At 43.3% G+C, this 24,825-nt stretch carries 27 protein-coding genes; 11 read left to right on the top strand and 16 right to left on the bottom strand.

The genetic code is table 11. From position 1 onward, the window contains the following. The first annotated feature begins 25 nt into the window (after positions 1-25). From crcB to cysE, 3 genes are read left to right on the top strand one after another with little or no spacing between them, the layout of a single operon-like run. On the top strand, positions 26-412 hold the full coding sequence (gene crcB / locus B9T10_RS01735) for a fluoride efflux transporter CrcB (protein ID WP_008314594.1): 387 nt from the start codon (positions 26-28) through the stop codon (positions 410-412). A gap of 12 nt (positions 413-424) precedes the next feature. Continuing rightward, entirely contained in the window at positions 425-1,189 is a 765-nt protein-coding gene (locus B9T10_RS01730; RefSeq protein ID WP_008314593.1) for an RNA methyltransferase, read from the top strand. A gap of 2 nt (positions 1,190-1,191) precedes the next feature. Continuing rightward, positions 1,192-1,962, top strand: a complete 771-nt coding sequence (cysE, locus tag B9T10_RS01725) for a serine O-acetyltransferase (RefSeq protein WP_008314592.1) — start codon at positions 1,192-1,194, stop codon at positions 1,960-1,962. Positions 1,963-2,020: 58 nt separating this feature from the next. Here cysE and B9T10_RS01720 read toward each other — a convergent pair whose 3' ends face one another. Together B9T10_RS01720 and trkA are read right to left on the bottom strand one after the other, a co-directional pair. Beyond that, the gene (locus tag B9T10_RS01720) at positions 2,021-3,235 is read right to left on the bottom strand and encodes an argininosuccinate synthase (RefSeq protein WP_063454912.1); all 1,215 of its coding nucleotides are present in this window, start codon (positions 3,233-3,235) and stop codon (positions 2,021-2,023) included. A 17-nt stretch (positions 3,236-3,252) separates the two neighbouring features. After that, positions 3,253-4,641 carry a Trk system potassium transporter TrkA gene (trkA, locus tag B9T10_RS01715; protein ID WP_039949882.1) on the bottom strand — a complete coding sequence of 463 codons (1,389 nt, stop codon included), beginning with the start codon at positions 4,639-4,641 and terminating at the stop codon, positions 3,253-3,255. A 182-nt stretch (positions 4,642-4,823) separates the two neighbouring features. Here trkA and B9T10_RS01710 point away from each other — a divergent pair, with 182 nt between their 5' ends. The 4 genes from B9T10_RS01710 (at position 4,824) to pnuC (ending at position 7,964) form a co-directional block, all read left to right on the top strand. Further along, positions 4,824-5,474: a ZapG family protein gene (locus tag B9T10_RS01710; RefSeq protein ID WP_094537641.1), complete on the top strand. Its 651-nt coding sequence runs from the start codon at positions 4,824-4,826 to the stop codon at positions 5,472-5,474. Positions 5,475-5,548: 74 nt separating this feature from the next. After that, positions 5,549-5,974: an Rrf2 family transcriptional regulator gene (locus tag B9T10_RS01705; protein ID WP_008314586.1), complete on the top strand. Its 426-nt coding sequence runs from the start codon at positions 5,549-5,551 to the stop codon at positions 5,972-5,974. 61 nt (positions 5,975-6,035) lie between these two features. Continuing rightward, positions 6,036-7,268: a multifunctional transcriptional regulator/nicotinamide-nucleotide adenylyltransferase/ribosylnicotinamide kinase NadR gene (nadR, locus tag B9T10_RS01700; RefSeq protein ID WP_008314584.1), complete on the top strand. Its 1,233-nt coding sequence runs from the start codon at positions 6,036-6,038 to the stop codon at positions 7,266-7,268. A gap of 9 nt (positions 7,269-7,277) precedes the next feature. Next, on the top strand, positions 7,278-7,964 hold the full coding sequence (gene pnuC, locus B9T10_RS01695; RefSeq protein ID WP_094488590.1) for a nicotinamide riboside transporter PnuC: 687 nt from the start codon (positions 7,278-7,280) through the stop codon (positions 7,962-7,964). A gap of 55 nt (positions 7,965-8,019) precedes the next feature. On the opposite strand, the gene rplI is transcribed toward pnuC, so the two are convergent. From rplI to kdsB, 5 genes are all read right to left on the bottom strand, one after another. Continuing rightward, positions 8,020-8,466, bottom strand: a complete 447-nt coding sequence (gene rplI / locus B9T10_RS01690) for a 50S ribosomal protein L9 (RefSeq protein WP_008314578.1) — start codon at positions 8,464-8,466, stop codon at positions 8,020-8,022. Positions 8,467-8,481: 15 nt separating this feature from the next. Then, a complete protein-coding gene (gene rpsR / locus B9T10_RS01685; RefSeq protein WP_008314575.1) occupies positions 8,482-8,706 on the bottom strand; it encodes a 30S ribosomal protein S18 in 225 nt (74 codons plus the stop codon). 28 nt (positions 8,707-8,734) lie between these two features. After that, positions 8,735-9,097, bottom strand: coding sequence for a 30S ribosomal protein S6 (gene rpsF, locus B9T10_RS01680; RefSeq protein ID WP_008314572.1), 363 nt, complete (start codon positions 9,095-9,097; stop codon positions 8,735-8,737). 97 nt (positions 9,098-9,194) lie between these two features. Next, positions 9,195-10,034: an archaetidylserine decarboxylase gene (gene asd, locus B9T10_RS01675; RefSeq protein WP_063454909.1), complete on the bottom strand. Its 840-nt coding sequence runs from the start codon at positions 10,032-10,034 to the stop codon at positions 9,195-9,197. A gap of 1 nt (position 10,035) precedes the next feature. Continuing rightward, a complete protein-coding gene (gene kdsB, locus B9T10_RS01670) occupies positions 10,036-10,806 on the bottom strand; it encodes a 3-deoxy-manno-octulosonate cytidylyltransferase (protein ID WP_094537640.1) in 771 nt (256 codons plus the stop codon). Positions 10,807-11,199: 393 nt separating this feature from the next. Between kdsB and eda the strand changes: the two genes are divergently transcribed. Beyond that, a complete protein-coding gene (gene eda, locus B9T10_RS01665) occupies positions 11,200-11,844 on the top strand; it encodes a bifunctional 4-hydroxy-2-oxoglutarate aldolase/2-dehydro-3-deoxy-phosphogluconate aldolase (RefSeq protein WP_008314565.1) in 645 nt (214 codons plus the stop codon). Here the strand turns inward: eda and B9T10_RS01660 are convergent. The 9 genes from B9T10_RS01660 to B9T10_RS10140 form a co-directional block, all read right to left on the bottom strand. Continuing rightward, positions 11,830-12,627, bottom strand: a complete 798-nt coding sequence (locus B9T10_RS01660; RefSeq protein ID WP_094537639.1) for a penicillin-insensitive murein endopeptidase — start codon at positions 12,625-12,627, stop codon at positions 11,830-11,832. The genes eda and B9T10_RS01660 overlap by 15 nt on opposite strands. Beyond that, positions 12,627-13,523 carry a diaminopimelate dehydrogenase gene (locus tag B9T10_RS01655; protein WP_063503470.1) on the bottom strand — a complete coding sequence of 299 codons (897 nt, stop codon included), beginning with the start codon at positions 13,521-13,523 and terminating at the stop codon, positions 12,627-12,629. The genes B9T10_RS01660 and B9T10_RS01655 overlap by 1 nt, the downstream gene beginning before the upstream one ends. 23 nt (positions 13,524-13,546) lie before the next feature. After that, positions 13,547-14,509 carry a ferrochelatase gene (hemH, locus tag B9T10_RS01650; RefSeq protein WP_018122181.1) on the bottom strand — a complete coding sequence of 321 codons (963 nt, stop codon included), beginning with the start codon at positions 14,507-14,509 and terminating at the stop codon, positions 13,547-13,549. A gap of 157 nt (positions 14,510-14,666) precedes the next feature. Next, on the bottom strand, positions 14,667-16,463 hold the full coding sequence (aspS, locus tag B9T10_RS01645; RefSeq protein WP_094537638.1) for an aspartate--tRNA ligase: 1,797 nt from the start codon (positions 16,461-16,463) through the stop codon (positions 14,667-14,669). Positions 16,464-16,496: 33 nt separating this feature from the next. Continuing rightward, positions 16,497-16,757: an FmdB family zinc ribbon protein gene (locus B9T10_RS01640; protein ID WP_008314554.1), complete on the bottom strand. Its 261-nt coding sequence runs from the start codon at positions 16,755-16,757 to the stop codon at positions 16,497-16,499. A gap of 143 nt (positions 16,758-16,900) precedes the next feature. Continuing rightward, complete coding sequence (ihfB, locus tag B9T10_RS01635) at positions 16,901-17,203, bottom strand: integration host factor subunit beta (RefSeq protein ID WP_008314552.1); 303 nt, start codon at positions 17,201-17,203, stop codon at positions 16,901-16,903. A 247-nt stretch (positions 17,204-17,450) separates the two neighbouring features. Beyond that, the gene (rpsA, locus tag B9T10_RS01630) at positions 17,451-19,118 is read right to left on the bottom strand and encodes a 30S ribosomal protein S1 (protein ID WP_169328682.1); all 1,668 of its coding nucleotides are present in this window, start codon (positions 19,116-19,118) and stop codon (positions 17,451-17,453) included. A 119-nt stretch (positions 19,119-19,237) separates the two neighbouring features. Beyond that, positions 19,238-19,915 carry a (d)CMP kinase gene (cmk, locus tag B9T10_RS01625; protein WP_063454905.1) on the bottom strand — a complete coding sequence of 226 codons (678 nt, stop codon included), beginning with the start codon at positions 19,913-19,915 and terminating at the stop codon, positions 19,238-19,240. Between the two features lie 23 nt (positions 19,916-19,938). Next, entirely contained in the window at positions 19,939-20,106 is a 168-nt protein-coding gene (locus B9T10_RS10140; protein ID WP_008314548.1) for a hypothetical protein, read from the bottom strand. A gap of 122 nt (positions 20,107-20,228) precedes the next feature. Between B9T10_RS10140 and hemC the strand changes: the two genes are divergently transcribed. Genes hemC through B9T10_RS01610 form a run of 3 tightly spaced genes read left to right on the top strand, consistent with a single transcriptional unit; the run spans position 20,229 to position 24,782 of the window. After that, complete coding sequence (hemC, locus tag B9T10_RS01620; protein WP_094537637.1) at positions 20,229-21,170, top strand: hydroxymethylbilane synthase; 942 nt, start codon at positions 20,229-20,231, stop codon at positions 21,168-21,170. Further along, positions 21,154-23,460, top strand: coding sequence for a uroporphyrinogen-III C-methyltransferase (locus B9T10_RS01615; protein WP_094537636.1), 2,307 nt, complete (start codon positions 21,154-21,156; stop codon positions 23,458-23,460). Before hemC ends, B9T10_RS01615 begins: the two co-directional genes overlap by 17 nt. Then, positions 23,457-24,782, top strand: a complete 1,326-nt coding sequence (locus tag B9T10_RS01610) for a heme biosynthesis HemY N-terminal domain-containing protein (protein WP_094537635.1) — start codon at positions 23,457-23,459, stop codon at positions 24,780-24,782. Before B9T10_RS01615 ends, B9T10_RS01610 begins: the two co-directional genes overlap by 4 nt. Positions 24,783-24,825: the final 43 nt, after the last annotated feature.

Genomic DNA, 24,825 nt, shown 5'->3' with positions numbered 1-24,825 from the left:
GCATTGATCACCATTTTATTTAAGTATGAATCAACTCATCATCATTACACTCATCGGCATTGGCGGCGGTTTAGGTGCGATTTTACGGCATTTGAGCGGCGTTGCCATTGTGCGGATTTGGCCACATGCATTCCCGATGGCAACCTTTTGCATCAATCTTTTAGGGGCATTGTTGATTGGTGTATTGATGGCGATCCTGACTGCAAAAGAGGCACAATCCTCTTTGCTCAAATATTTCTTCATCACAGGGTTATGCGGTGGTTACACCACCTTTTCCACATTCTCCCTCGAAAATTGGCAGCTCATTGAAGCCGGTAAATTTGGCACTGCCCTCCTTTACAGCATGAGCAGCCTGATTTTAAGCTTAGGCTGCGTCTTTACAGGGCTCTATGTGGGCAAATCCCTCTCTTAAAAAGCAATCATCATGAAAAAACCATTTCCCGATACCCTTTTAAATCGCATTCGCATTGTTATGGTGCGCACCTCTCACTCAGGCAACATTGGCGCAGCAGCGCGTGCAATGCGTGTGATGGGTTTATACCATTTAACTTTAGTGGATCCTAAGCACTTCCCAAGCCAAGAAGCCACAGCACTTGCCAGCGGCGCTGTCGATGTATTAGAACAAGCTGTCGTTGTGCCAACGTTAGAAGAAGCCTTAAAAGATTGTCATGTGGCATATGCCACCACAGCGCGCCCGCGTTACATTTCATCTAAACTCTACACCGTCGAAGAAGCTGCCATTGAAGCTGTGCGTGACATTCAAGTGGCAGATGATCAACAGATTGCCTTTGTCTTTGGCACAGAACGCACAGGGCTGACCAATGAAGAGATCGAACTTTGCCAACGCATGATGACGATTCCCACTGAAAATCGTTACAATTCACTCAACATTGCCTCAGCCATTCAAGTGGTGTGTTATGAGCTCCATAAAGCCCATAAAACAGCGTTAGAGATTCCGATGATCACTGAGCACTTTGACCTTGATCCTTTAGCGAATGGCGAGATGCGCGAAGGGTTTTATCAGCATTTAGAAGAGGTCTTGTGCCAAACTGAGTTTTTAGACCCCAATGAGCCGAAAAACATCATGAAAAAAGTGCGTAACCTCTTTCAAAAACGTGACTTAACCGAACCTGAAATCCATTTATTGCGCGGCATTCTCACCGCCATTAACCGCAAAATTGAGGGCTAAACATGTTCAAACACATGAAAGAAGACATTCAAACCATTCACTATAAAGATCCTGCCGCCCGCAACACCTTAGAAGTTTTGCTTGCTTACCCCGGCTTATGGGCTGTGTGGGGACATCGCATTTCCCATTTCTTATGGCATCATCACTGTAAGCTATTAGCGCGCTGGTTATCGACTGTGACGCGTTTTTTAACGGGCATTGAGATTCATCCGGGTGCAAAAATTGGTCGCCGCTTTTTCATTGATCACGGCATGGGCGTTGTGATTGGTGAAACCACAGAGATTGGCAATGATTGTACCCTCTATCATGGTGTGACATTAGGCGGCACGAGCCTCAATGAAGGTAAACGCCACCCAACCCTTGGCAATAATGTGATCATTGGTGCAGGCGCTAAAATTTTAGGTCCCATCACACTTGGGGACAATGCTAAAGTGGGGTCTAACTCTGTGGTGACCAAACCAATACCAGAAAACACCACCGCAGTTGGCATTCCTGCACGCATTGTGAAACAAAATACGCTTTCAACGGAGATTGCAAGCAAACTCTTTACCGCGTATGGCGTTGATGCTGTAACGCCTGATCCTGAAGCCACAGCGATTAATTTACTCCTTGATCATATTCAATCCCTAGATCAAAGTTTAAAAAACATCTGTAAAGAGCTCGCTGCCCAAGACATCCACATTTGCACGAAAGTGCCTAAATTAGATGATCAAGAGCTTGAAAATTTAGAAGCCTTTACGCAAAACCAAGCACCTAAAGATTCTACGCAATAACCATCGAGCCATAAAAAAAGGACTGCCAAGCAGTCCTTTTTCAATCAATGCGTCAACATTATTTGTTTTTATGGGCACGTTTTGCTGCCGTACGTAAACGAAGGGCATTTAATTTAATGAAACCTGCTGCATCTTTTTGATCGTATGCACCAGCATCATCTTCAAATGTTGCGATGTTTTCATCAAATAAAGACGCTTCAGATTTACGACCCACAACGATCACATTGCCTTTGTAGAGTTTTAAGCGCACAACGCCAGAAACGTGTTCTTGGGATTTATCAATCGCCGCTTGTAACATTTCACGCTCAGGGCTCCACCAGTAACCGTTATAGATTAAAGATGCGTAACGTGGCATCAACTCATCTTTCAAGTGCGCCGCTTCACGGTCTAATGTGATGGATTCAATCGCACGGTGTGCTTTTAAAATCACAGTCCCTGCTGGCGTTTCATAGCAACCACGAGCTTTCATGCCCACATAGCGGTTTTCAACGATGTCCACGCGGCCAATGCCGTTCGCGCCTGCGATTTTGTTCAATTCAGCCATCACAGTTGCCGGTGATTTCTCAACGCCATCAATCGCCACAACGTCACCTTTTTCAAAGGTCAATTCGATGTAAGTGGGTTCATTCGGTGCTTCTTCAGGAGAAACTGTCCAGCGCCACATGTCAACTTCTGGCTCATTCCATGGGTTTTCTAATGCCAAACCTTCATAAGAGATGTGCAATAAGTTCGCATCCATTGAGTATGGAGATTTTTTACCGCCACGATCGATCTGAATGTTATTTTTTTCTGCATAATCGAGCAATTTTTCACGAGACATCAAATCCCATTCGCGCCAAGGCGCAATCACTTTCACGTCTGGTTTTAATGCATAAGCGCCCAATTCAAAACGCACTTGATCGTTCCCTTTACCCGTTGCACCATGAGAGATGGCATCGGCATTGGTTTCATTGGCGATCTCAATTAAACGCTTAGCGATCAATGGGCGCGCAATGGACGTCCCTAATAAATATTCACCTTCATAAATTGTGTTCGCACGGAACATTGGGAAGATGAAATCACGGGCAAATTCTTCACGCAAGTCATCAATGTAGATCTCTTTCACGCCTAAAGCTTGAGCTTTTGCGCGTGCAGGTTCCACTTCTTCGCCTTGACCTAAATCTGCTGTGAAGGTGACCACTTCACAATTATATTCATCTTGTAACCATTTTAAGATTACAGATGTATCTAAACCGCCTGAATAGGCGAGAACAACTTTGTTCACTTTACTCATTAAACTCTCCTTGTGTATTAGTCATGACTGCCTTTGATTTGGCACAGCGATTCCAACTCTGGAATGCTTTGCTTATTTGAAATGAAAAAGATCATGTGGTCATTTTCTTCAATGATGGAATTCTTATGGGAGACGATCACCTGCTGATTGCGAATGATGCCCGCAAGCGTAATGCCATCGGGCCAATCGATCTCTTCAACCACTTTACCAATGATGCGTGAGGTTTCAGGCGTACCGTGTGCCACAATCTCAAACGCTTCTAAATCACCGGTGCCAAGTGAATACAACTGAATCACATCACCCTTACGAATGTACGTCAATAATACACCTAAAGTCACTTGTTGCGGAGAGAAGGCGATGTCAATATTTGACTCATTTTCCACCAAATCCACAAAGGCACTGCGGTTAATTAAAGTGATGACGCGTTTAGCCCCTAAGCGCTTCGCGAGCATGCTCGATAAAATATTGGTTTGCTCATCTTCCGTCACCGCGCAATACACATCGATCTGATCAATGTTTTCATCGTACAATAATGCCTCATCGGTGCAATCACCATTGAGCACCAACGCATTTTTTAAATGGGACGTTAAGCGCGCGGCGTTTGCTTTATCAATTTCGATGATTTTCACGCGCAGATCATCTTCTAATGCACTTGCAAGACGATAACCAATGTTTCCGCCGCCAGCGATCATCACTTTTTTGGCAATTTTTGTCGAAGGGCGAATCTCAGCCATCACTAAACGGGCATGTTTTTGTGGGCATAAATAATAAACTTCATCCCCCACTTCAATGACGCTTTCTCCGGTGATCTCTAAAGGCTCATCTTTACGGAAAATCGCCACGATGCGCACATCAATGTCAGGTAAATGGGAAGGCAAATCCTTAATCGGTAAACCCACTAAGCGCCCGCCCTCTTCTGCTTGAGCCGCGACAATCAACACGCGCCCACGATCAAAGCGCAGCACTTGCTGAGCACCCGGTAAATTGATGATGTTTTTTAAACGTTCTTTCACTAAAATCTCAGGGCTGATGATCACGTCAATGTTGAACGCTTTTTCTAATTCATGGCCAAAGATGTCCGCATATTCAATGTAAGATTGAGAACGAATGCGCGCAATTTTTAAACGCACATCAAACAGTGTGTGTGACAACTGGCATGCGATCATGTTCACTTCATCGCTTGAGGTCACGGCAATGACAATGTCCGCCTCTTTTGCACCGGCTTCATCAAGCACATGTGGCAATGAGGCATTGCCCACCACTGTGCGAATGTCGTAGCGTTCTTGCAGATTCGCTAAAATGTTCGAGTCAACATCGACAATCGTCACCTCATGTTTCGCCTCTTGCGAAAGAATATTGGCAGCGTTAGAACCGACCTGTCCTGCACCTAAAATCAGTATTTTCATGGAAAGACACAAACAATTATAAAAACAAAGCAGATCATTGTATGGAGTTCATAGGGAGTTTTCAACAGCTAATTAAAATAAGCCCTAAATGGCGCAAAATTCAGTACAATGAATGATCAATGAATAGTATAATGAATTTGCTGGATATTTTTTAATAATTTAAATGATATAAGGAGTGAACGATGGGTGCAGAAGTGATGTTTTTCATTTTAGGTGGCATTGCCGGTGTTGTGATCGGCTATTTCGTGGCCCGCTCTGGCGTGTCTGCAAACAATGAAGTGATTGATAAACTCAAAGCCGAACTTGAGGGTGTCAAAGAAAAACTGAAAACCCAAACGGAACATTTCACAGAAAGTGAAAATTTATTGCACCGTTTAGGCACAGATTTAAAAGATTTATATCAACACATGAGCAAAAATGAGATCTCGACCTTAAAAGAGAAATTTAAAGGTCTTGTGATTGATGCTGACGCAAAAGTTGATGAGATTGCCCACAAAGCAAAAGAAGCGGGCAACAAAGTGAAAGATGCCGTTGAGCATGCCCATGAAACGGCCAAAGAAGAAGTCGCTGCCGCTAAAGAAAAGTCTGAAGATGTGAAAAAAGCTGCACAAGATAAGATCGAGCAAGCGCAAGTTGCCATCGATGACGCTCAAAAGGATGCCAAAGCCCATGCTGAACAAACCATCGAGCAGGCAAAAGAGAAAGCCTCTGACGTAAAAGATGCTGCAAAAGATGCCACACAGACGGCAAAAGATCACATCTCTGATGCCAAAGATGCGGTGATTGAAACGGCCCATGATGCCAAAGACAAAGTGAAAGATGCGGTCAAATAACCCATTGATCACCTCCACAAGATCCAGTGCATTGCACTGGATCGTTTTTTATTTCCCATTGACTGAACACAACCATGCAACTCACACAACAAACGGATTACGCCTTTAAAACTATGATTTATGTGGCGAGCTACCCAGATCGACTCGTCAACATCAGTGAGATTGCCAACTACTACACCATCTCCCGAAGCCACTTAACTAAAGTGATTGCCAAACTCAATAAGCAGGGTTATTTAACCAGCATCCGCGGCAATCAAGGCGGCTTAAAATTAGGACAGAATCCTCTGAACATTAACCTTGGTCAATTGGTGCGGGATTTTGAAGATTTCCCTCTCATTGAGTGCTTTTCGAGCACCAATCAATGCCAAGTGACGCCACAATGTCGCATTAAACGCATCATGCAAGATGCCCTCAAAAGCTTTTTACAAGTGCTCGATGGCTACTGCTTAGCGGACATCATCAGCAATCCTGCCCTCATTGGCTTGGTGCGCGGCGAATAAAGGTTTTATATATTAAACAAAATATGTATAATTAATAATAATTGTTTAAGGAGACAGTGCTATGATCAATATGGCCTATGTAAAAAAAGTCATCAAAGATAAAGGTTTAACCTTGCAGAATGTGGCAGACCACTGCGACATGACCAAGGGTTATTTAAGCCAGTTACTCAATAATAAAGTGCAAAACCCAAGCGCCACAAAGCTCAATGCCCTGTATCAATACCTCAATATTAATCCACAAACCGAAGATAAAACCGTCGGTTTGATCTTTGGGGCATTTTATCCACTGCACACGGGGCATGTTTACCTCATTCAGCGCGCCATCAGTCAATTAGACGAATTGCACATCATTTTGCGCTACAATGAAGCGCGCGATTTACAGACCTTTAAAGACAGCGCCATGAGCCGCCAGCCCTCTTTAAAAGATCGCTTGCGCTGGTTACTGCAAACCTTTAAGTACCAAAAAAATATTCACATCCATTACATTGATGAAGAGAACCTCACGCAATCCATGGATGATCAAATCAAGTGGGCACATAAAGTCGATGAGTTTTTGCAATCCCACAATATTGACCCAAATGTCATCTACAGCAGCGAAACCCATGATGTAGATTTTTACCAAAAGCATTTAGGATTGCCGACTAAAATCATTGATCCTGAGCGCACCTTTATGAACATTTGCAGCGAAGACATTCGCCGCTCGCCCTTGCATCATTGGGAATACATTCCCACAGAAGTGCGCCCATTTTTTGTCAAAACCATTGCCATTTTAGGCGGTGAGTCCAGCGGTAAAAGCACGATGGTCAATAAATTGGCCAACATGTTCAACACCACCAGCGCTTGGGAATATGGACGTGAATATGTGTTTAAACACTTAGGTGGCGATGAACGCGCCTTACAGTTTTCGGACTATGACAAAATTGCCTTAGGTCATGCGCAATACATTGATTTTGCCGTCAAACATGCCAATAAGATCGCCTTTATTGACACAGACTTCATCACCACACAAGCCTTTTGTATGAAGTATGAAGGTAAATCGAATCCATTTGTACAAGCGATGATCGATACCTATCGCTTTGATTTAGTGATTTTATTGGAAAATAATACGCCCTGGGTGGCCGATGGCCTGCGCCATTTAGGCTCAAATCATGTGCGTAAAGAGTTTCAGTGCTTACTCAAGTCATTACTTGCGGAAAATAATGTGCCCTATGTCGAGATCACCTCAGATCAATACGATGAGCGTTATTTACAATGCATTGATTTAGTGGATGGATTATTGAAAAACTCACTGTAAGGAGGAGACATGCGTTCGCTCATTTTAACCATCGGTCGGCACAAAGCCTATCCGTTTGTCTGTTTTATTTTGGTGATTGGCGCATTTTTATACACAGAACCGTTTAAAGCCCTCAATCTTCGTTATGCCATCTCATTTTTTGGCGCGATCACGGGCTTAATTTGCGTCATTTTATTCACCCGCAGAAGCCAGCTTGGTAACTATTTTGGCCTATTGGCCACCTTTGGTGAAAGCATGGGCAATTTTTTGGGCGGTAACATTGGCGCAGGATTGCCCCATCTGTATAACTTTAGCACGCACATCTATGGCATTTTTAATTGGCGCAAACATCATGATCAAGATGATAAAGTCATCACCCGCAGCCTAACATGGCTACAAATGCTCTATGTCATTTCTGCCTTTTTTGCCATTTTTGGTTTGAGCATCTGGATCACAAAAGTGATGGGCGTGGACAATACCCTCGGACAACTCATCGTCAATGGCATCATTTTTGGTTTAGCGGTACCCGCACAAACATTGCTGGTGATGCGTTATGACTTTAACTGGTATCTATGGATCATCATGAATGTGTTTGTGGTGGGGTTAAACTTTTTTGGCCCTGAACCTAATCCTGTCATTGGTGCACAATATTGCATTTATCTATTCAATGCAGTGTATGGTTTAATTGAATGGCGATCCTTTGCACACAAACAGTAAGGCAACAAAAAACCCGCAATCAGCGGGTTTTTTTTAATGCATTGAGGGGTTGAAATTATTCAGCCACTACGTTCACTTGGATGTCTACAACAACATCTGGGTGCAATGCTAATACAACAGCGTGTTCACCGATGCTACGGATAGAACCGTCAGCGATGCGAACTTCGCGTTTGTCTAATTTAACGCCAGCGTTGGTTACCGCTTCAGCGATGTCTTGGCTAGTCACAGCACCGAATAAACGGCCTTCTGTTCCTGCTTTCACAGACATAGTGATCACGATGCCGCTTAATTTTTCGCCGCGTTCAGTTGCATCTGCCAAAATAGCCGCTTGTTTCGCTTCTAATTCTGCACGACGCTCTTCTAATTTTTGTAAATTCGCAGGTGTTGCTTCTGTAGCTTTACCTAATGGTAATAAGTAGTTACGAGCATAACCAGATTTTACTTCAACAGTATCACCAAGTTGACCTAACTTGCCGATTTTTTCTAATAAAATAACTTGCATGATTGCTCCTTAAAATTAATGCTGATCAGTATATGGAAGCAATGCAATGTAGCGAGCGCGTTTGATCGCAGTTGCTAATTGACGCTGATAACGAGCTTGCGTTCCAGTAACACGACTTGGGATGATTTTCCCAGTTTCAGTGATATAATTTTTTAAGGTATTGATATCTTTATAATCAATTTCTTTTACGTTTTCTGCTGTGAAACGGCAGAATCTTTTACGACGAAAATAACGTGACATATTTAAATTCCTTTATTGAATGATGGGATTATTCACCCGCTTCAGCAGACTCTTCGTTAGAACGGTCTTCGCGCTGAGGCTTAACTAATACAGATGGCTCAGTCACAGCTTCTTCTTTTTGAATAACCATGTGACGTAAAATCGCATCATTGAAACGGAAAATGCCTTGTAATTCTTCAAGAGCCAATTCGTTACATTCAATGTTCATTAACACATAATGAGCTTTGTGTAATTTTTGAATTGGGTAAGCCAATTGACGACGACCCCAATCTTCTAAACGGTGGATTTGGCCACCTTCGTTCGTTACAACTGAACGATAACGTTCAATCATCGCTGGTACTTGTTCGCTTTGATCTGGATGAACAAGGAATACAACTTCATAATGACGCATATTCATAATTCCTTATGGATTTATTAACAATAAAGTCTTCAGGATACCTGTAAGACAAGGAATGTATTTTGTTAAAAATACAAGCGCTGAATTATAATCAATCTTGAGACAAATTGCAAAGATTATAAAGCGCCCCGCCCATTTGCACAGGCGCTGCCTCTTTTAACTCAGGATTTAAGGCAACGCGATCATTCTTTTCAAGGAGCACAATCGCCGTCGAACCCATATTAAAGCGCCCCATTTCTGCACCTTTTTCTAACGTCATGCCATCCTCATAATTTTGATACGCCAACACTTTACCATAAGGCGGTGTGATCTCCCCTGCCCAAACGGTTTCCATGCTTGAAACATTGATCGCACCCACTAAAATGACAATCATCTTGCCATATTCCGTATCAAACACAGAGACATAACGCTCATTTTCTGCAAACAATGTGGGAATCTGTCCGGCTGTTTTCAATGACACACTGTAAAGCTTGCCCGGAATGTGAATGGTGCGCAGCAATGTGCCCGCAGCTGGCATGTGCACGCGGTGATAATCCCTTGGGGATAAATACACCGTCGCAAAGCTACCATCTTTAAAAGTTTGTGCCAACTCAGGATCAGCAATTAAGCTTTCCACCGTAAAATCATGGCCTTTGGCACGAATGAATTGGGTATCCTCTAAGTTGCCACAGGCGGCAATTTTACCATCGGCAGGTGACACTAAAGGCGCATCTGCAATTGGGCGTGCGCCTTTTTCTAATGAACGCGTGAAAAATTCATTAAATGTTTTAAACTCTTCAGGGTTTTTCACGGCGCTCTCTTGCCAGTTGATGTCATAGAGTTTTGAGAACACCTTAATGAACAGATTTTTAAACCAAGGGGTGCGAATGCGCGTCAATTTACGCATGCACCATGAGCTCAATCGTTGTGGTAAAAAATATTGGATCGACATCTTATTGCCCCTTCTCTTTGGCATACCATGCGCGCGCTGCGGTGAGTTCTGCCTCTGTATCAATGCCAACAGGTGGCACCGTGTTCATTTTTTCCACCACAATTTGATAGCCATTGGATAATGCACGCAATTGCTCGAGTGATTCGACTTGTTCTAAGTGAGATGACTGTAATTTTGGATACGCTTTTAAGAAAAAAGCACGATATGCATACACGCCAATGTGGCGCTCTGGCGTTAAATGCTCTGGCAATGTGCCTTCACCTTGCTCAACACCTCTTGGATAAGGAATGGGCGCACGGGAAAAATACAATGCACCATCCACATGATTGTGCACCACTTTCACCACATTCGGGTTTAAAAAATCATCCCATGTAGTAATAGCTGTGGCCAATGTACTCATGGCAGCATTTTCATGACAGGCCAATTTCGTGGCCACCTTTTGAATGTATTCATACGGTAAAAAGGGTTCGTCCCCCTGCCAGTTCACAATGATTTCTTCATCTTGAAAACCGCAGATGTTCGCCACTTCTGCTAAGCGATCTGTACCTGTTGGATGATCACTCGATGTCATCACAACTTCTGCCCCGATGCTGCGCATGTGATCATAAATCGTGGGATCATCCGTCGCCACAATCACTTTTTTCGCCTTCACAGACATCGCTTGGCGCCATGTGTGCTCGATCACGGGTTGCTCACCAATCAGTAACATCATTTTATTCGGCAAACGCGTGGACTTTAAACGCGCCGGAATCACAATGACAAAATCATTCATAACATCAACCTAATTAAGGACAATAAAGCGCTTATTCTAGCAGAGGTGCCCTTAAAAAAAACCCCTCACGCATCCTCCTATAATTCGCACACTATTTATACAAAAACCCTATTGACTTATTTCTAAATGCTCTATACGCTAGAAATCATACACAATATATGGAAGTCAAGCCGCACACACAAAACGACTGTCAACATAGAAACACCCCAAAATTTCTCGTTTTGATCATTTTATAGACAGATACTTGACCTGATTCAACCATGCGCCCTGCGGGCCATAAATTAAAGTTATCCACAGGTTTATCCACAGTTTATGTGGACAATATCCCCAATTAAAAATACCCTTTCGATGACACATCGAAAGCTTCACCGAACCCATAATAAGAGATGAAATATGATGAAAAAACGCTCTGATCTTTTACCTAATAACTCTGTCATTCCTGTGGCTGTCATTGACAGCATCTCAGATGGCTTAAAACTTGCTGACATTTTAATCAAAGAGGCTTTGCCCATCCTTGAAGTGACCTTTCGTTCAAAAAATGCCTCAGACATTTTAAAGTCCATCAAAGACCATTATCCTGATTTAACGGTCGCCGCTGGCACCATCATCAATCCTGAACAAGCAAAGTTGGCCTACACATCGGATGCTGACTTTTTAGTGAGCCCGGGCTGTAATCCACGCACCATTCAAACGGCGCAAGATTTAGGCGTGATGATTGTCCCCGGCGTCAATAGCCCAACGGCGATTGAAATGGCGCTCAATTATGGTGTGACGACTATGAAGTTCTTCCCTGCGGAAGCATCCGGCGGCATTGAGATGATTAAAGCGATTTTAGCGCCTTATCAAGAGATTCAGTTGATTCCAACGGGCGGCATCAATGACAGTAACTTTAGAGATTATTTAGCCATTCACCGCGTGATTGCCTGCGGCATGAGCTGGATGGTGGAAAAACGTTTGATCAATGAAGGCAATTGGACAGAGATTGCACGCCGCGTGCGTTTAGTTAAAGAGTTATTGGCTAAATCAACGGTTCAATAAAATTGTCTCGCAAGCTTTGGGCATCGCAGGTTTTTGCGGTGCTTTTTTATTGCCACTCGGTTTTTTAAGGCCAAGGGCTATGTCTTGCTGATCTTTGATCCAATTGTTTAAATCTGCATCACAGCCTGATGTTTTAGCAACAGGGGCTTGCGGCACACAATGGGGTTGATTTTTTGGGCATTTTAAACGCACATGAAAATGGGAATCATGCCCAAACCAAGGACGAATTTTATACAGCCATACCGGATCTTTTTCTGTGGCGCGCAAATGGGCTTTGATCACAGGATTGACAAAAATGCGTTCCGTTTGTGGATACATTGCCGCTTGATGCAATAAGTCACGATAATAAGGCTGCCAATTGACCACTTGCCCAGTTTTGGCATTGACCAAAGAAGGGGTGTCTAAGGACTCTTTTTCATTCGGTTGTAAACCCGCTGCACCGATGCGCTCAAACCAAATGTCCACATCCAGTCCAATTTGATGACTCGCATGACCATACGGCATGCGACCGCCATGGGCTTGTGACATGTCGCCTAAAATCACCGTGGTTTGTTGTGTTTTGGCAAACTGCCCTAAATGTTCAATCAAAGACAATAAAGCGGCATCGCCATAATTGCGTGCGCGACTTGGGCGCACTTGCTCATAACCGATGCCGCGAATGGGAATGGTGACGCCACCGGCAAAGCAGCCGTTGGCGTAACTGCCGTGAATGACGGTGTCATTGGCATATCCTTGCCCCCATAACGAGAGCGACAATAAACCCACCGCCATCCACGCTTTCATTATACGAGCGCCTTAATCCAATCTTCGCGCTCACCTTCTAAGAAATCCACCACAGGGATTTCAATCAAAGTGTATGCGCCTTTCTCTTGACGCATGGCTGCACGACCACTTGAGACCATCACTTGCGCCGTCAATGCAGGATTGTCGATGGACATTTTGAACATAAAATTCTGATTGCCAGATGTCCCTGATGCACCTTTACGCGTCAATTCCACGCCGTGACCCACATCTTTTAACAAATTCACATCATCCACAAATTTAACATGTGTTTCATCATGAATGAAATAAGGATCTGTTTTAATGAGGTTTTCAACAATTTCAGGGGTTGCACCTTCCGATAATTCTACATACACCATTCGGCGATGTACGCCTGCACCCGTTGGCATTGTCATGGATAAGGCATCTTTCACGCCTTCAATGGCTTTGACTGCAACCGTGTGCCCCATGCTCATGCCTGGACCAAAATTGGTGTATGTCATGCCATTTGGCGCCATTGCCATCAACATGGCACGCACGATGGAATCTGTACCGGGATCCCAACCAGAAGAAACGATGGCCACAGCATTATTTGCACGCGCCACTTCATTCAATTCACTGCGCACTTCTAAAATGCTCGAATGAATGTCATAGCTATCGACCGTATGAATGCCTTTGGCTAAATAGGCTTTCGCTTGTGTTGGCACTTGGCGCGTTGGAATGGCTAAAAATGCCACATCAATCTTCTCACTGAACTGATCCACAGATGTTTTCACCACAACGTTTGGGTATTGAGCAATCGGCTCACCGCTACGGCGAATTGCGCCCACTAAATTAAAATCTTTCGTTTGTAATAAGATGTCGATAACTTTTAAACCCACGTTACCGGAACCTACAACAATAGCATTAATTTTTTTCATCTATGTTTACTCCTGATGGAAGATTAATGAGAATCCACAATCAATTGCTTCATCATCTCAATGTGCAGAGCTTCTGTATTGAGGCATGGAATGAACTGATAATATTCACCCCCTTTCTCCATAAAGTAGTCTCTGTTTTCAACGCCCATTTCTTCAATGGTTTCTAGGCAGTCCGCACTGAAGCCTGGGCAAAACACGGCAACTCGTTTCACGCCTTGAGCCGGCAAACTTGGCAAATATTCAAAGGAATAGGGCTTTAACCACTCCACATTACCAAATTTTGATTGAAACACCGTGGTGATTTTTAAGTCAGGACGATTCAACGCCTTTTCAATGAGTTTTGTGGTGGCCATACATTGATCATAATATGGATCACCTTTCTCATAGGTTGATTTTGGCATACCGTGATAGGATAACACAAGCTCATCAATCGCTGTATCGCCTAAGCCTTCCTCAATTTTTGCGCGGCACGCATCAATGTACACAGGATGATCATAATAATCGCTGAGCATCTGAATTTCTGGAAAATAACGGCGCGCTTTTAAGGTATCGGCAACCGCATCAAACACAGTGGCCGTTGTGGCCGCACAATACTGCGGATAAAGCGGCAAAATAATGATTTTATCGACTTTTTTAGCAATCAATTGATCTAAGCCCTGCTCGATCGATGGCTCGCCATAACGCATCGCCACGACAACGTCATAATTCTCTGGCAAGACTTTTTCAAGGGCTGTCGCTTGATCTTGTGTGATGTATAAAAGCGGTGAACCGCGATCCGTCCAAACAGTGGCATATTTTTCTGCCGAATCCTTAGGGCGCGTGGTCAAAATAAAACCGTTTAAAATGAAGAACCAAATGAATTTAGGGACTTCAATCACGCGCGGATCACTTAAAAATTCGCGCAAATATGGACGAACATCTTTTGCTGTCGGTGATTTCGGTGTGCCAAGATTCACCAGCAAAACACCTATTTTACGGCCTTCCATGTCTTGGTTCCTATCTAATCAATAAAGTGCACCATTATGCATGAATTCTGCTGAATGTGAAACATTCTCACCCACAATCGCAGTTAATTTTCTCTATTGCGCCCATAAAAAAGCCATCGTTCGATGGCTTTACTTTTGATGTGATCAAAGCGGGCGATTACGCTTCTTCTTTTTTCACTTCAGGCAATTTCACTTCAATGGATAACTCTTTCAATTGCTTAGGATTGGCAACGGAGGGAGCATCGGTCATCAAGCAAGAAGCTGTTTGTGTTTTCGGGAATGCAATCACTTCACGGATCGATTTTGCGTGCGTCATGAGCATGATCAAACGATCTAAACCAAACGCTAAACCTGCATGTGGTGGCGCACCGTATTTTAATGCATCTAATAAGAAGGAGAATTTCTCTTCGGCTTCTTCTTTAGAAATACCAAGTAAATCAAACACTTGATATTGCACTTCAGGTTGGTAAATACGCACAGAACCACCGCCTAACTCAGTACCGTTCAACACCATGTCATAGGCTTTGGCCACAGCATTTTCAGGATCATTTTTCAATGATTCAATGCCATCTTTTGGCGTGGTGAATGGATGGTGAACCGCCACATAGCGTTTTTCATCTTCATCGTATTCAAACATTGGGAAATCGATCACCCACATTGGCGCCCATTCACAGGTCATCAAGTTTAAATCTTCACCCAATTTAATGCGAAGTGCACCAATGGCATCGTTCACCACTTTTGCTTTATCTGCACCAAAGAAAATGATGTCATTGTCTTTTGCATCCGTTGCTTTTAACAATGCCTCAATCGTTGCATCATCTAAGAATTTAGTGATTGGGGATTGCAAACCTTCACGGCCTTCAGCCACATTGTTCACTTTGATGTATGCTAAACCACGCGCGCCATAACGACCCACATATTTAGTCAATTCATCGATGTCTTTACGGGACAATTTATCTGCTGAATTTGGAATGTTTAATGCAACCACGCGGCCTTTTGCCATGTTTGCTGCATCTTTAAACACTTTAAATTCTGTTGATTTCATGATTTCTGTCACATCAATGAATTCTAACGGAATGCGTAAATCTGGTTTATCTGAACCATATTTGTACATGGCATCGGCATATGTCATCACTGGGAATGATTCTGCTAACTCAACATTGATGGCTTTTTTGAACACTTTACGAATCATGTCTTCTGCCATCGTCATGATGTCTTTTTCTTCTAAGAAAGAAGTTTCGATATCGATTTGCGTAAATTCAGGCTGACGATCGGCACGTAAATCTTCATCGCGGAAACAACGCACGATTTGATAGTAACGGTCAAAACCACTCATCATTAAAATTTGTTTAAAGAGCTGAGGGCTTTGTGGCAAGGCAAAGAATTCACCCGGATATGTGCGTGATGGCACTAAATAGTCACGTGCGCCTTCTGGTGTGGCTTTGGTTAAAAATGGCGTTTCGATGTCTAAAAAGCCCGCGTCATCTAAGTAATCACGCACTGCACGCGTCACTTTAGAGCGGAGCATCAAATTGTATTGCATTTTTTTACCGCGCAAATCTAAATAGCGGTATTTCAAGCGCACTTCTTCAGAAGTGTTTTCATCATCGACTTGGAAAGGTAACGCATCGGCTTTGTTTAAAATGGTCAAAGCTGTGGCGATCACTTCAATTTTACCGGACACCAATTTATCATTGAACATGTCTTCAGGGCGCATGTGCACTTTACCGACCACTTGAATCACAAATTCATTACGAATGCGTTCTGCTTCTTTAAACTGATCAGCAGGCGTCACTTCTGGATCGATCACGATTTGAACAATCCCTTCACGATCACGTAAATCGATGAAAATAACACCACCGTGGTCACGACGGCGATGAACCCAGCCGGTCAATGTGACTGTTTGATCTAATAGAGCTTCTGAAACTAAGCCCGCATAATGAGAACGCATCATAATTAAGTTTACCTTTAAACGTTTTGAATTAAATTAATGTTTGTGAGAACAGCTAGAACCACACTGATGAGCAGAGCTGCCGGAATCTTGACTGGCCAAATTCTTTTGGTTGCTAGATTTAAAATCCGTTTCATACCAGCCTGAACCTTTCAAACGAAAGTTTGGCGCTGTCACTTGTTTCGCTAAACGGGGCGCCTTGCACTCTGGGCATTCAGTCAATGGATCTGCAGAAATTTTCTGTAATGCTTCAAACTCGTGACCACAATTGTCACATTTATATTGATAAATTGGCATGTTTTCCTCAAACAAACTCACAACATAACAAAATCCGATAATTATACTGAATTTTTTTACTTCTTTCAGTGAAATTATCAGACTCAAACGAACGAATACACGTTATACCATAAAAAAATCCCTTCGTAAGAAGGGACTTGATTTTAGTGAATTTTAAATTTGTTGCGGCTATCGTTCACCTGTTCTCTTAAGAGCTTACCAGGCTTAAAGTGAGTGGCGTATTTACCGCTCAACTCAACGGCATCCCCAGTCTTAGGGTTGCGGCCAATTTTTGGCTCACGATAACGCAAAGAAAAACTACCAAAGCCGCGGATTTCAATGCGGTTGTTTGAAACCAATGTGTCGCTCATGTGCTCTAAAATGAGTTTCACACCTTTTTCAATTTCCGCCGCTGGAATACGTGGGTATTTAGCGCTTAGTTTTTCAATTAATTCAGACTTAGTCATTCCTATAAACCTCTTTATACACACTGACAGTACTATTCTAGTACACAATTCTTCTAAAATCCCCTCATGATTCAGTGATTGGGCACCACTTAATCTGAAATAAGGCATAACTTTATCATAAAGTTACTCTTTAATTCAAACCAATCATTCTCAATCACTCAATCGCACTACCAATGCGTCCCACATCAGTAAAAAAAGCCATTACATTTCGTAATGGCTTTTATTCATTCACCTAAATTGCTTTAGATTACTGTTGTTTCATTTGCTCTTTCAACAAATCACCTAAAGTACCGCCCACTGAGCTCTTGCTTGAAGAGTAATCAGCGATTGCACGTGCATCTTCAGCTTGATCTTTTGCTTTCACAGATAAAACGATTGTGCGGTTTTTCTTATCAACGTTTACGAATTTAGCTTCCACTTTATCGCCAACATTGTATACGTTGCGAACGTCTTCGATTTTCTCGTTAGAAACGTCAGCAGCGCGTAAAGAACCTTCAACGCCTTCGCCTAAATCAATCGTTGCAGCTTTAGCATCTACAGCAATGACAGTACCTGTTACGATGCTGCCTTTGTCGTGATCTGCTAAGAAGTTAGAGAATGGGTCTTGGTCTAATTGTTTGATGCCTAAAGAGATACGCTCACGTTCTGCATCTACAGCCAATACAACCGCTTCCACTTCGTCGCCACGCTTGAAGTTACGAACAGCTTCTTCGCCAGATTCGTTCCAAGAGATGTCAGACAAGTGAACCAAACCATCAATACCGCCATCTAAACCAATGAAGATACCGAAATCAGTGATGGATTTGATTTGACCTTTCACACGATCATTTTTGCTGTATTTGTCAGCAAATTCGATCCATGGGTTAGGTGTTACTTGTTTCATACCTAAAGAGATACGACGACGTTCTTCGTCGATTTCTAAAATCACAACTTCAACTTCTTCGCCGATTGTTACAACTTTAGCTGGGTTAACGTTTTTGTTTGTCCAATCCATTTCTGAAACGTGAACCAAACCTTCGATACCATCTTCGATTTCAACGAAGCAACCGTAATCAGTAATGTTGCTCACCGCACCTTTTGCTTTCGCGCCAGCAGGGAAACGTACTGATAATTCGTGCCATGGATCGTTACCTAATTGTTTCAAGCCTAAAGAAACACGGTTACGTTCGCGGTCGAATTTCAACAATACAACTTCGATTTCTTGACCGATTTCAACGATTTCAGAAGGATGACGAACACGCTTCCAAGCCATATCTGTGATGTGTAACAAACCATCGATACCGCCTAAGTCTAAGAACGCACCGTAATCCGTTAAGTTCTTAACAACGCCTTTGATCTTATCGCCTTCTTTCAAGTTCGCTAATAACTCTTCGCGTTCTGCTGAGTATTCTTTCTCAACCACTGCTTTACGAGATACAACGATGTTGTTGCGTTTAGGATCTAATTTAATTAATTTAAGTTCTAATTCTTTACCTTCTAAGTAAGAAGCATCACGAACAGGGCGAACATCTACTAAAGAACCTGGTAAGAATGCTTTGATCTCACCGATGTCAACAGTAAAGCCACCTTTAACTTTGCCAGAAATAACACCTTTGATGATTTCGTCAGCTTCAAGAGATTTTTCAAGGCGAGCCCAAATTTCTGCTTTCTTAGCTTTTTCACGAGATAAGCGAGTTTCACCCATACCATCGTCAACAGACTCAAGAATAACGTCAACTTTATCGCCAACTTGTACTTCTAAATCACCATTTTCGTTTTGGAATTGTTCAGCAGGGATACGGCCTTCACTTTTAAGACCCGCATCAACGATTACGAATTCTTTACTAATCGCAACAACGGTAACTTCAATGATAGAACCAACTTCTGGTTTTTCTTGAATGGATTGTTCAAATAACTCAGCAAAACTTAGCATAATAATATGTACTCTGTAGATGATCGCTCTAAATATCTTTCAAATCTAAAAATATTCAAATTGACCGGTTAAAATTTAAAAAATAAAACAGGTAATAATTCCTTATCACCACCCGACTGATGCTAGCCCACCAATTGGCGATCTTTTGCCAACTGCCAAACCTGATCAAACACCTCATCTTGCGTACAATCTGATGTGTCAATGATCACAGCATCCTGAGCAGGCACAAGTGGAGAGGCTGATCGGTTTTGATCACGTTCATCTCGCGCTTTAATCTCGCTCAAAATCTGCGCAATATTAACAGATTCATTCACGCTGATCAACTGTTTATATCGACGATCGGCGCGAACTTCAGCCGTTGCCGTTAAAAATATTTTAAGGGGCGCTTCTTTGAAAACCACTGTGCCCATGTCACGCCCATCAGCAATGAGCCCCGGCATGACGGCACAATCCCTTTGATAATGAAACAGCGCATCACGCACTTTAAGATGCTTAGCAATGATGGATGCACTGCTGCCCGTCGTTTCCATGCGTAAGCGCTCTGTGACATTTTCATCATTCACAAAAATCTCAACGCCCTTCTCCGTTGGATTTGCGCGCATGGAAAATTGATCTTTCATGGCCACTAAAGCCGCTTCATCGTCTAAATCAATCTGATGATCCATGGCAAAAATGGCATATGCCCGATAAATGGCGCCAGAATCTAATAAGTGCCAACCCAATTTTTGTGAAAGTGTTAACGCGAGCGTGCCTTTACCAACGCCGCCTGGACCATCGATGGTGATGATGGGAACTGTCATGCTTGTCCTTTGTGTCTTGTCGATCATAATTGATAAGCGCCGCCCATGCGAATGCTGCCATACATCTGCGGACCACTGCCGCTGCCACCGATGACATTGACATCACTTTTTGGCGCAACGCCATTTGATGCACAGCCCGATGCTAAAATTGCAGTCATCACAACGGCTAAAGTGAGTAACCATTTTTTCATGTTGCCTCCTTAAATTCGCTTGATCATACCTAAAGCGCCATTATATAACTAAGGCTATAAGTTTTGCTTCAATTATTGTATTCTATGTGGGTTATACCATTTTTATATGAAGAGAATGTGAGATGTCTTTAAAAACCCTAACAATTGCAACTCGAGAAAGTCCGCTCGCACTATGGCAGGCTGAACATGTGAAAAGTAAAATCCTAGAATTTTTCCCAGAGATGGATGTTCAATTACTAGGCATGACCACAAAAGGGGATCAAATGCTATCCTCTCCGCTCAGTAAAATTGGCGGCAAAGGTCTATTTATCAAAGAATTAGAAGTTGCGTTATTAGATGGCAGAGCAGACATTGCTGTTCACTCCATGAAAGACGTACCGATGGCAAAAGAGTTGCCAGAGGACTTAATTGTCCCCGTGGTGATGAAGCGTGAAGATCCACGCGATGCTTTAGTGAGCAACCACAACTACACCATCAAAACATTGCCACAAAATGCTGTGGTGGGTTCTTGCTCATTGCGCCGTCGTGTGCAATTGATGGCGCTTCGCCCAGATTTACAGCTCAAAGATTTACGCGGCAACGTCAATACGCGTTTAGCGAAATTAGATGCTGGTGAATTTGATGCTATTATTTTAGCCACCGCTGGCCTCAAACGTTTAGGGTTTGACCATCGCATCAGCGAAGAGATCTCTCAAGACATCTCATTGCCAGCAGTGGGCCAAGGCGCCATTGGCATTGAGTGCAATCGTCATAATGAAAAAGTGCGCAAAATCATCTCCTTATTAAATGATGATGACACCGCTGTGTGTGTTGCCGCAGAACGCGCCTTTAACTCAACCTTAAATGGCGGCTGCCAAGCACCGATTGCAGGCTATGCAGAGCTCACAGAAAAAGGGTTATGGATTCGCGGTTTAGTGGGTAACATTGACACCAATGAAATCATCTATGCTGAAATGGTGGGCGATCCTTTAGATGCGCAAAATTTAGGGCATCGCTTAGCCGAAGAATTACTCAGCAAAGGCGCGGATGAATTTTTAAGGAGTATTTATGGCGAAAAAAAATAAAAAATCCGCACTGAAAAAAAATGCTGCACCAATCATCTCAGCGCCTGAAGAAGTGATCGCTACTCAGTCTGTTGATTTACAACAATTGGGCGTGGTGATTACGCGCCCTGCGGATCAATCTGAGTTTTTAGTGACGCAAATCACAGAGCATCATGGACATGCACTCAATGTGCCTTGCCTTGTGATTTTAGAGCCGCACGATACAAACGCGGCCATTGAAGGCTGCACACAATCTGCCAAAACGGCTGATTATTGGGCATTCACCAGCCCAAATGCAGTAGATTATGCGGTGCGTTTTGGCTTGGATTTTTCATTAAACATCCCCTGTATTTCCATTGGTGCAGGCACCACTAAGCGTTTAGAAGCATTAACGAGTGCCCCCATCATTCAAGGGGACGCGCCGTATACATCTGAAAAACTCTTAGAAAAACTCAGCACCTTCGATTTAGGCGGCAAAGCCATTAACATTTACAGCGGTGAAGGTGGTCGTCGTTTATTGGCCAATGCCATGACTGCAATGGGCGCGATCGCACAATATGTGGATGTGTATCGCCGTGATCGCCCTGAGCATATTGATCTCACAACTGTGATGGATTATGCAAACAGCCATCCTGTCACCATTTTAGTGTCAAGCCAAGAGGCATTTGGCGCTTATCATGACGCTGCGTTTTCAGTGGATGCCCACAGAACAGATCGCCCATTGATTGTGGCGAGCGAACGCCTTGCCGATTATGTGCAAACGCTGGGTTACACCCACATCATCACAGCGCCTTCTGCTGTGAGTCAAGACATGTGGCAAGCCTTGGTTGAGGCTGCCCCACACTTGCTTTTATCCACCTTTGATTCAACCCCTGAGGATTCATCCATGACTGAACCGAATGATAAAGAGACCACACAATTGCCAGAGCCTGAGCTCAATGTGGCGAACACTGTCGATGCTGTCAAAGAAGAACAACCAGAAGTCACGCCTCAACCTACAGAAAAACCTGCGCCCAGCACGCACAATGCAGCGCCTCAATCATCGGGCGGTAAATCTTTATCGCTCTTAGCCCTTGCCCTTGGTGTTGTGGGCATTGGCGTCGGCGCCTTTGCATTCTTACAAGTTTCTGATGAGAGCACACGCACGCAAGAACTTAACCGCACCATCGTGCAGCAAAAAACAGAGCTTGAAACTTTATCGAATGCTTTGACGAATCTGCAAAAAACTGTGGCCACTGAGCGCGGTCAATCCTCTAACTTCACGGATTTAAGTGATGCCCAAAAACAGCAACAGCAAAACCTATTGGCATTACAACAACGCGTCGGTACGTTAGATTCAGCCATCAATAATCTACAAGCAGACAGCGGTACTGCAAGCAATCGCTACAATCAATTGAAAGATCACATCCAACAATTTGAATCTGTGGTGAGCAATCTTGATCAATCCATCACACAAATTGGCAAAATGGCCAATGATGCGCAATCAGATGCGGTGAAAACGCAAAATCGCTTAACCTCTCAGCTTGTGGAAATCAATAGCAAAATCGCAGCGCTCAATACATTAGAAGAGCATTTATCTGCCAAAACAGACATTGATCTTTTAAATTTAAGCCAAGCGCAATATTTATTGAATTTAGCCAACTTTAAATTAACATTTGAAGAAGACACCACAGCCGCTGTGAACATCCTTAAAGAGGCCAGTGAACGTTTGATGGCAACAGCGAATGCCAAATTCAGCGAAACCAATAATCTCATTCAAAGTGAGATCGTTAAATTGCAAGAGATCCCCACCATCAATCGCGCTGAATATGCCACGCGCATTCAACATTTGATTGATGCAGTGCCAGGTATTGACACAAAATCGGATGACATCTTAGGCGAACTCAAAAACAGCTTTAAAGCAGAAGTGGACAAAGATGCTGCCAATGATGATCCAAATGCCAAACCTTGGTATTCAAAAGCCGTGGATAAAATCAAGCCTGTGTTCATTGTGACCCAAGAGCGCACTGCAGCACCAGAATTAATGTCCATCACGGATGAAGTTTTGTTAAAGCAAAACATGCAGATGCAATTGACCACGGCACGCTTAGCATTATTGCAACATCAAGCGGTGACGTATCAAGAATCCTTAAAAGCAGCACGCACATTGCTCACCAACTACTTTAGCCCGAACGATGAAACCTATCATCAAGTGTTAGCGGCGCTCAATGAGTTGTTGAATGTGAATGTTGCCCATGACAATCTCAACATCGATCCGATTTTAAAATCTTTCGATGCCTCTATGTTGAACTATAGAGGAGAAGGATTATGATGCGTTTTTTCAAAGCATTGGGTTGGTTTTTAATCCCCTTTGCCCTTGCGATCTTCTTATTTCTCTTGGTGGAAAAAGATCCCGGCATGGTGATCATCACGGGTAAGAACCTCTTCACGCAAAAAGACTTCTCTTTGATGATGACCCTTTCAGGCTTCTTCTTCAGTGGCCTCATCTTTTTTGTGGTGGGCTATGTTTTATTGCGCTTTTTATTCAGAGTGATCGGTTTACCAACCTTCTTAAAACGCAGTGCAGATTTACGCAGCGAAAAGAGCGCAAGCCGCAAAATGTCTCGCGCGGAATTAGCGATGCTTGAAAATAAGCCAGATTTAGCCGAAGCACTCCATTTATCTGCCGCAAAAAGTAGCCCCAATCCAAGTTTTTGCTACATCGGCGCCGCGCGTGCCGCACAAATGCAAGGCAAAACAGAACAACGCGATCAATATTTGCGCGCTGTGGAAACGTTAAGCGATACACACAATCGCTTACATGCGGGCATCATGATGGGTGAATTGCTCAACGAATGGGAAGCGCCAGAAAAAGCGCAAACTGTACTTGAACGCATTCGCAAAGAAAAAGGCGATCATCACCGTATTTTGGTGGCATTGGCAAAATCTTATGAGAAACAAGGCTTGTATGATCAGCTCTATCAAATCATGCCTGCGCTTCATAAATCTTTACCAAAAGATGAGCGCTTAGCCATCGAGCCTGAATTGTATGTGACATTGATTGATCACATTGGCGCTGAACACAATGGCAATAAACTCAAAGCGTTGTGGGAAGTGATTCCAAACAACATCAAAGTGACGCCAAGCGTTGTGGTCAATTATGCTGAAAAGCTTTTGTATGCTGGCAATGTGAGCGATGCTGAAGAGGCACTGCGCTACTCTTTGAAAAAAGAGTGGAATGATTTGGTCATCACCGCTTACGGTCATTTATATACCGGTGACTTTAAAACGTACATCAAGTATGCTAAGCAGTTTGCGCATCAGCATCCTGACAGCGCTTATGCTGCCCTTGCAGTGGCACGATTGTATTATCAAACCAAGCAACTTGAGGAAGCCTTGACGGCCCTACAACAAGCATTGGCGATTGATGATCAAATCCCTGAAGTGCATCACTTATTGGCGGAAATTTTATTGGAGCAAGGTGAGTTTGAAAAATCAGCCTTAGCTTTCCGTGAAGCGGGTCGATTATCGTATGCAAAACCTTCGGCGGAATTGCTGCAAGTGGAGGGCGAATTGCTCTCACCGCAAGCGGCACATCTCCCTGAGAAGGTTGAGGGCGATGTCACAGAAGCCGACGTGACTGAATCTAAATAACCATTGATTCATCCATGCAACCTTCTATGATCCATAGAAGGTT

Origin of the sequence: Wohlfahrtiimonas chitiniclastica (assembly GCF_002252325.1) — a bacterium.
GTDB classification, from domain to species: domain Bacteria; phylum Pseudomonadota; class Gammaproteobacteria; order Cardiobacteriales; family Wohlfahrtiimonadaceae; genus Wohlfahrtiimonas; species Wohlfahrtiimonas chitiniclastica.
This window is presented reverse-complemented; position numbering and strand designations above follow the sequence as displayed.

Excerpts from the sequence above, each read along its gene's own strand:
- crcB (WP_008314594.1), top strand. The coding sequence starts at position 26 with ATGAATCAACTCATCATCATTACACTCATCGGCATTGGCGGCGGTTTA.
- B9T10_RS01730 (WP_008314593.1), top strand. The coding sequence starts at position 425 with ATGAAAAAACCATTTCCCGATACCCTTTTAAATCGCATTCGCATTGTT.
- cysE (WP_008314592.1), top strand. The coding sequence starts at position 1,192 with ATGTTCAAACACATGAAAGAAGACATTCAAACCATTCACTATAAAGAT.
- B9T10_RS01720 (WP_063454912.1), bottom strand. The coding sequence starts at position 3,235 with ATGAGTAAAGTGAACAAAGTTGTTCTCGCCTATTCAGGCGGTTTAGAT.
- trkA (WP_039949882.1), bottom strand. The coding sequence starts at position 4,641 with ATGAAAATACTGATTTTAGGTGCAGGACAGGTCGGTTCTAACGCTGCC.
- B9T10_RS01710 (WP_094537641.1), top strand. The coding sequence starts at position 4,824 with ATGGGTGCAGAAGTGATGTTTTTCATTTTAGGTGGCATTGCCGGTGTT.
- B9T10_RS01705 (WP_008314586.1), top strand. The coding sequence starts at position 5,549 with ATGCAACTCACACAACAAACGGATTACGCCTTTAAAACTATGATTTAT.
- nadR (WP_008314584.1), top strand. The coding sequence starts at position 6,036 with ATGATCAATATGGCCTATGTAAAAAAAGTCATCAAAGATAAAGGTTTA.
- pnuC (WP_094488590.1), top strand. The coding sequence starts at position 7,278 with ATGCGTTCGCTCATTTTAACCATCGGTCGGCACAAAGCCTATCCGTTT.
- rplI (WP_008314578.1), bottom strand. The coding sequence starts at position 8,466 with ATGCAAGTTATTTTATTAGAAAAAATCGGCAAGTTAGGTCAACTTGGT.
- rpsR (WP_008314575.1), bottom strand. The coding sequence starts at position 8,706 with ATGTCACGTTATTTTCGTCGTAAAAGATTCTGCCGTTTCACAGCAGAA.
- rpsF (WP_008314572.1), bottom strand. The coding sequence starts at position 9,097 with ATGCGTCATTATGAAGTTGTATTCCTTGTTCATCCAGATCAAAGCGAA.
- asd (WP_063454909.1), bottom strand. The coding sequence starts at position 10,034 with ATGTCGATCCAATATTTTTTACCACAACGATTGAGCTCATGGTGCATG.
- kdsB (WP_094537640.1), bottom strand. The coding sequence starts at position 10,806 with ATGAATGATTTTGTCATTGTGATTCCGGCGCGTTTAAAGTCCACGCGT.
- eda (WP_008314565.1), top strand. The coding sequence starts at position 11,200 with ATGATGAAAAAACGCTCTGATCTTTTACCTAATAACTCTGTCATTCCT.
- B9T10_RS01660 (WP_094537639.1), bottom strand. The coding sequence starts at position 12,627 with ATGAAAGCGTGGATGGCGGTGGGTTTATTGTCGCTCTCGTTATGGGGG.
- B9T10_RS01655 (WP_063503470.1), bottom strand. The coding sequence starts at position 13,523 with ATGAAAAAAATTAATGCTATTGTTGTAGGTTCCGGTAACGTGGGTTTA.
- hemH (WP_018122181.1), bottom strand. The coding sequence starts at position 14,509 with ATGGAAGGCCGTAAAATAGGTGTTTTGCTGGTGAATCTTGGCACACCG.
- aspS (WP_094537638.1), bottom strand. The coding sequence starts at position 16,463 with ATGATGCGTTCTCATTATGCGGGCTTAGTTTCAGAAGCTCTATTAGAT.
- B9T10_RS01640 (WP_008314554.1), bottom strand. The coding sequence starts at position 16,757 with ATGCCAATTTATCAATATAAATGTGACAATTGTGGTCACGAGTTTGAA.
- ihfB (WP_008314552.1), bottom strand. The coding sequence starts at position 17,203 with ATGACTAAGTCTGAATTAATTGAAAAACTAAGCGCTAAATACCCACGT.
- cmk (WP_063454905.1), bottom strand. The coding sequence starts at position 19,915 with ATGACAGTTCCCATCATCACCATCGATGGTCCAGGCGGCGTTGGTAAA.
- B9T10_RS10140 (WP_008314548.1), bottom strand. The coding sequence starts at position 20,106 with ATGAAAAAATGGTTACTCACTTTAGCCGTTGTGATGACTGCAATTTTA.
- hemC (WP_094537637.1), top strand. The coding sequence starts at position 20,229 with ATGTCTTTAAAAACCCTAACAATTGCAACTCGAGAAAGTCCGCTCGCA.
- B9T10_RS01615 (WP_094537636.1), top strand. The coding sequence starts at position 21,154 with ATGGCGAAAAAAAATAAAAAATCCGCACTGAAAAAAAATGCTGCACCA.
- B9T10_RS01610 (WP_094537635.1), top strand. The coding sequence starts at position 23,457 with ATGATGCGTTTTTTCAAAGCATTGGGTTGGTTTTTAATCCCCTTTGCC.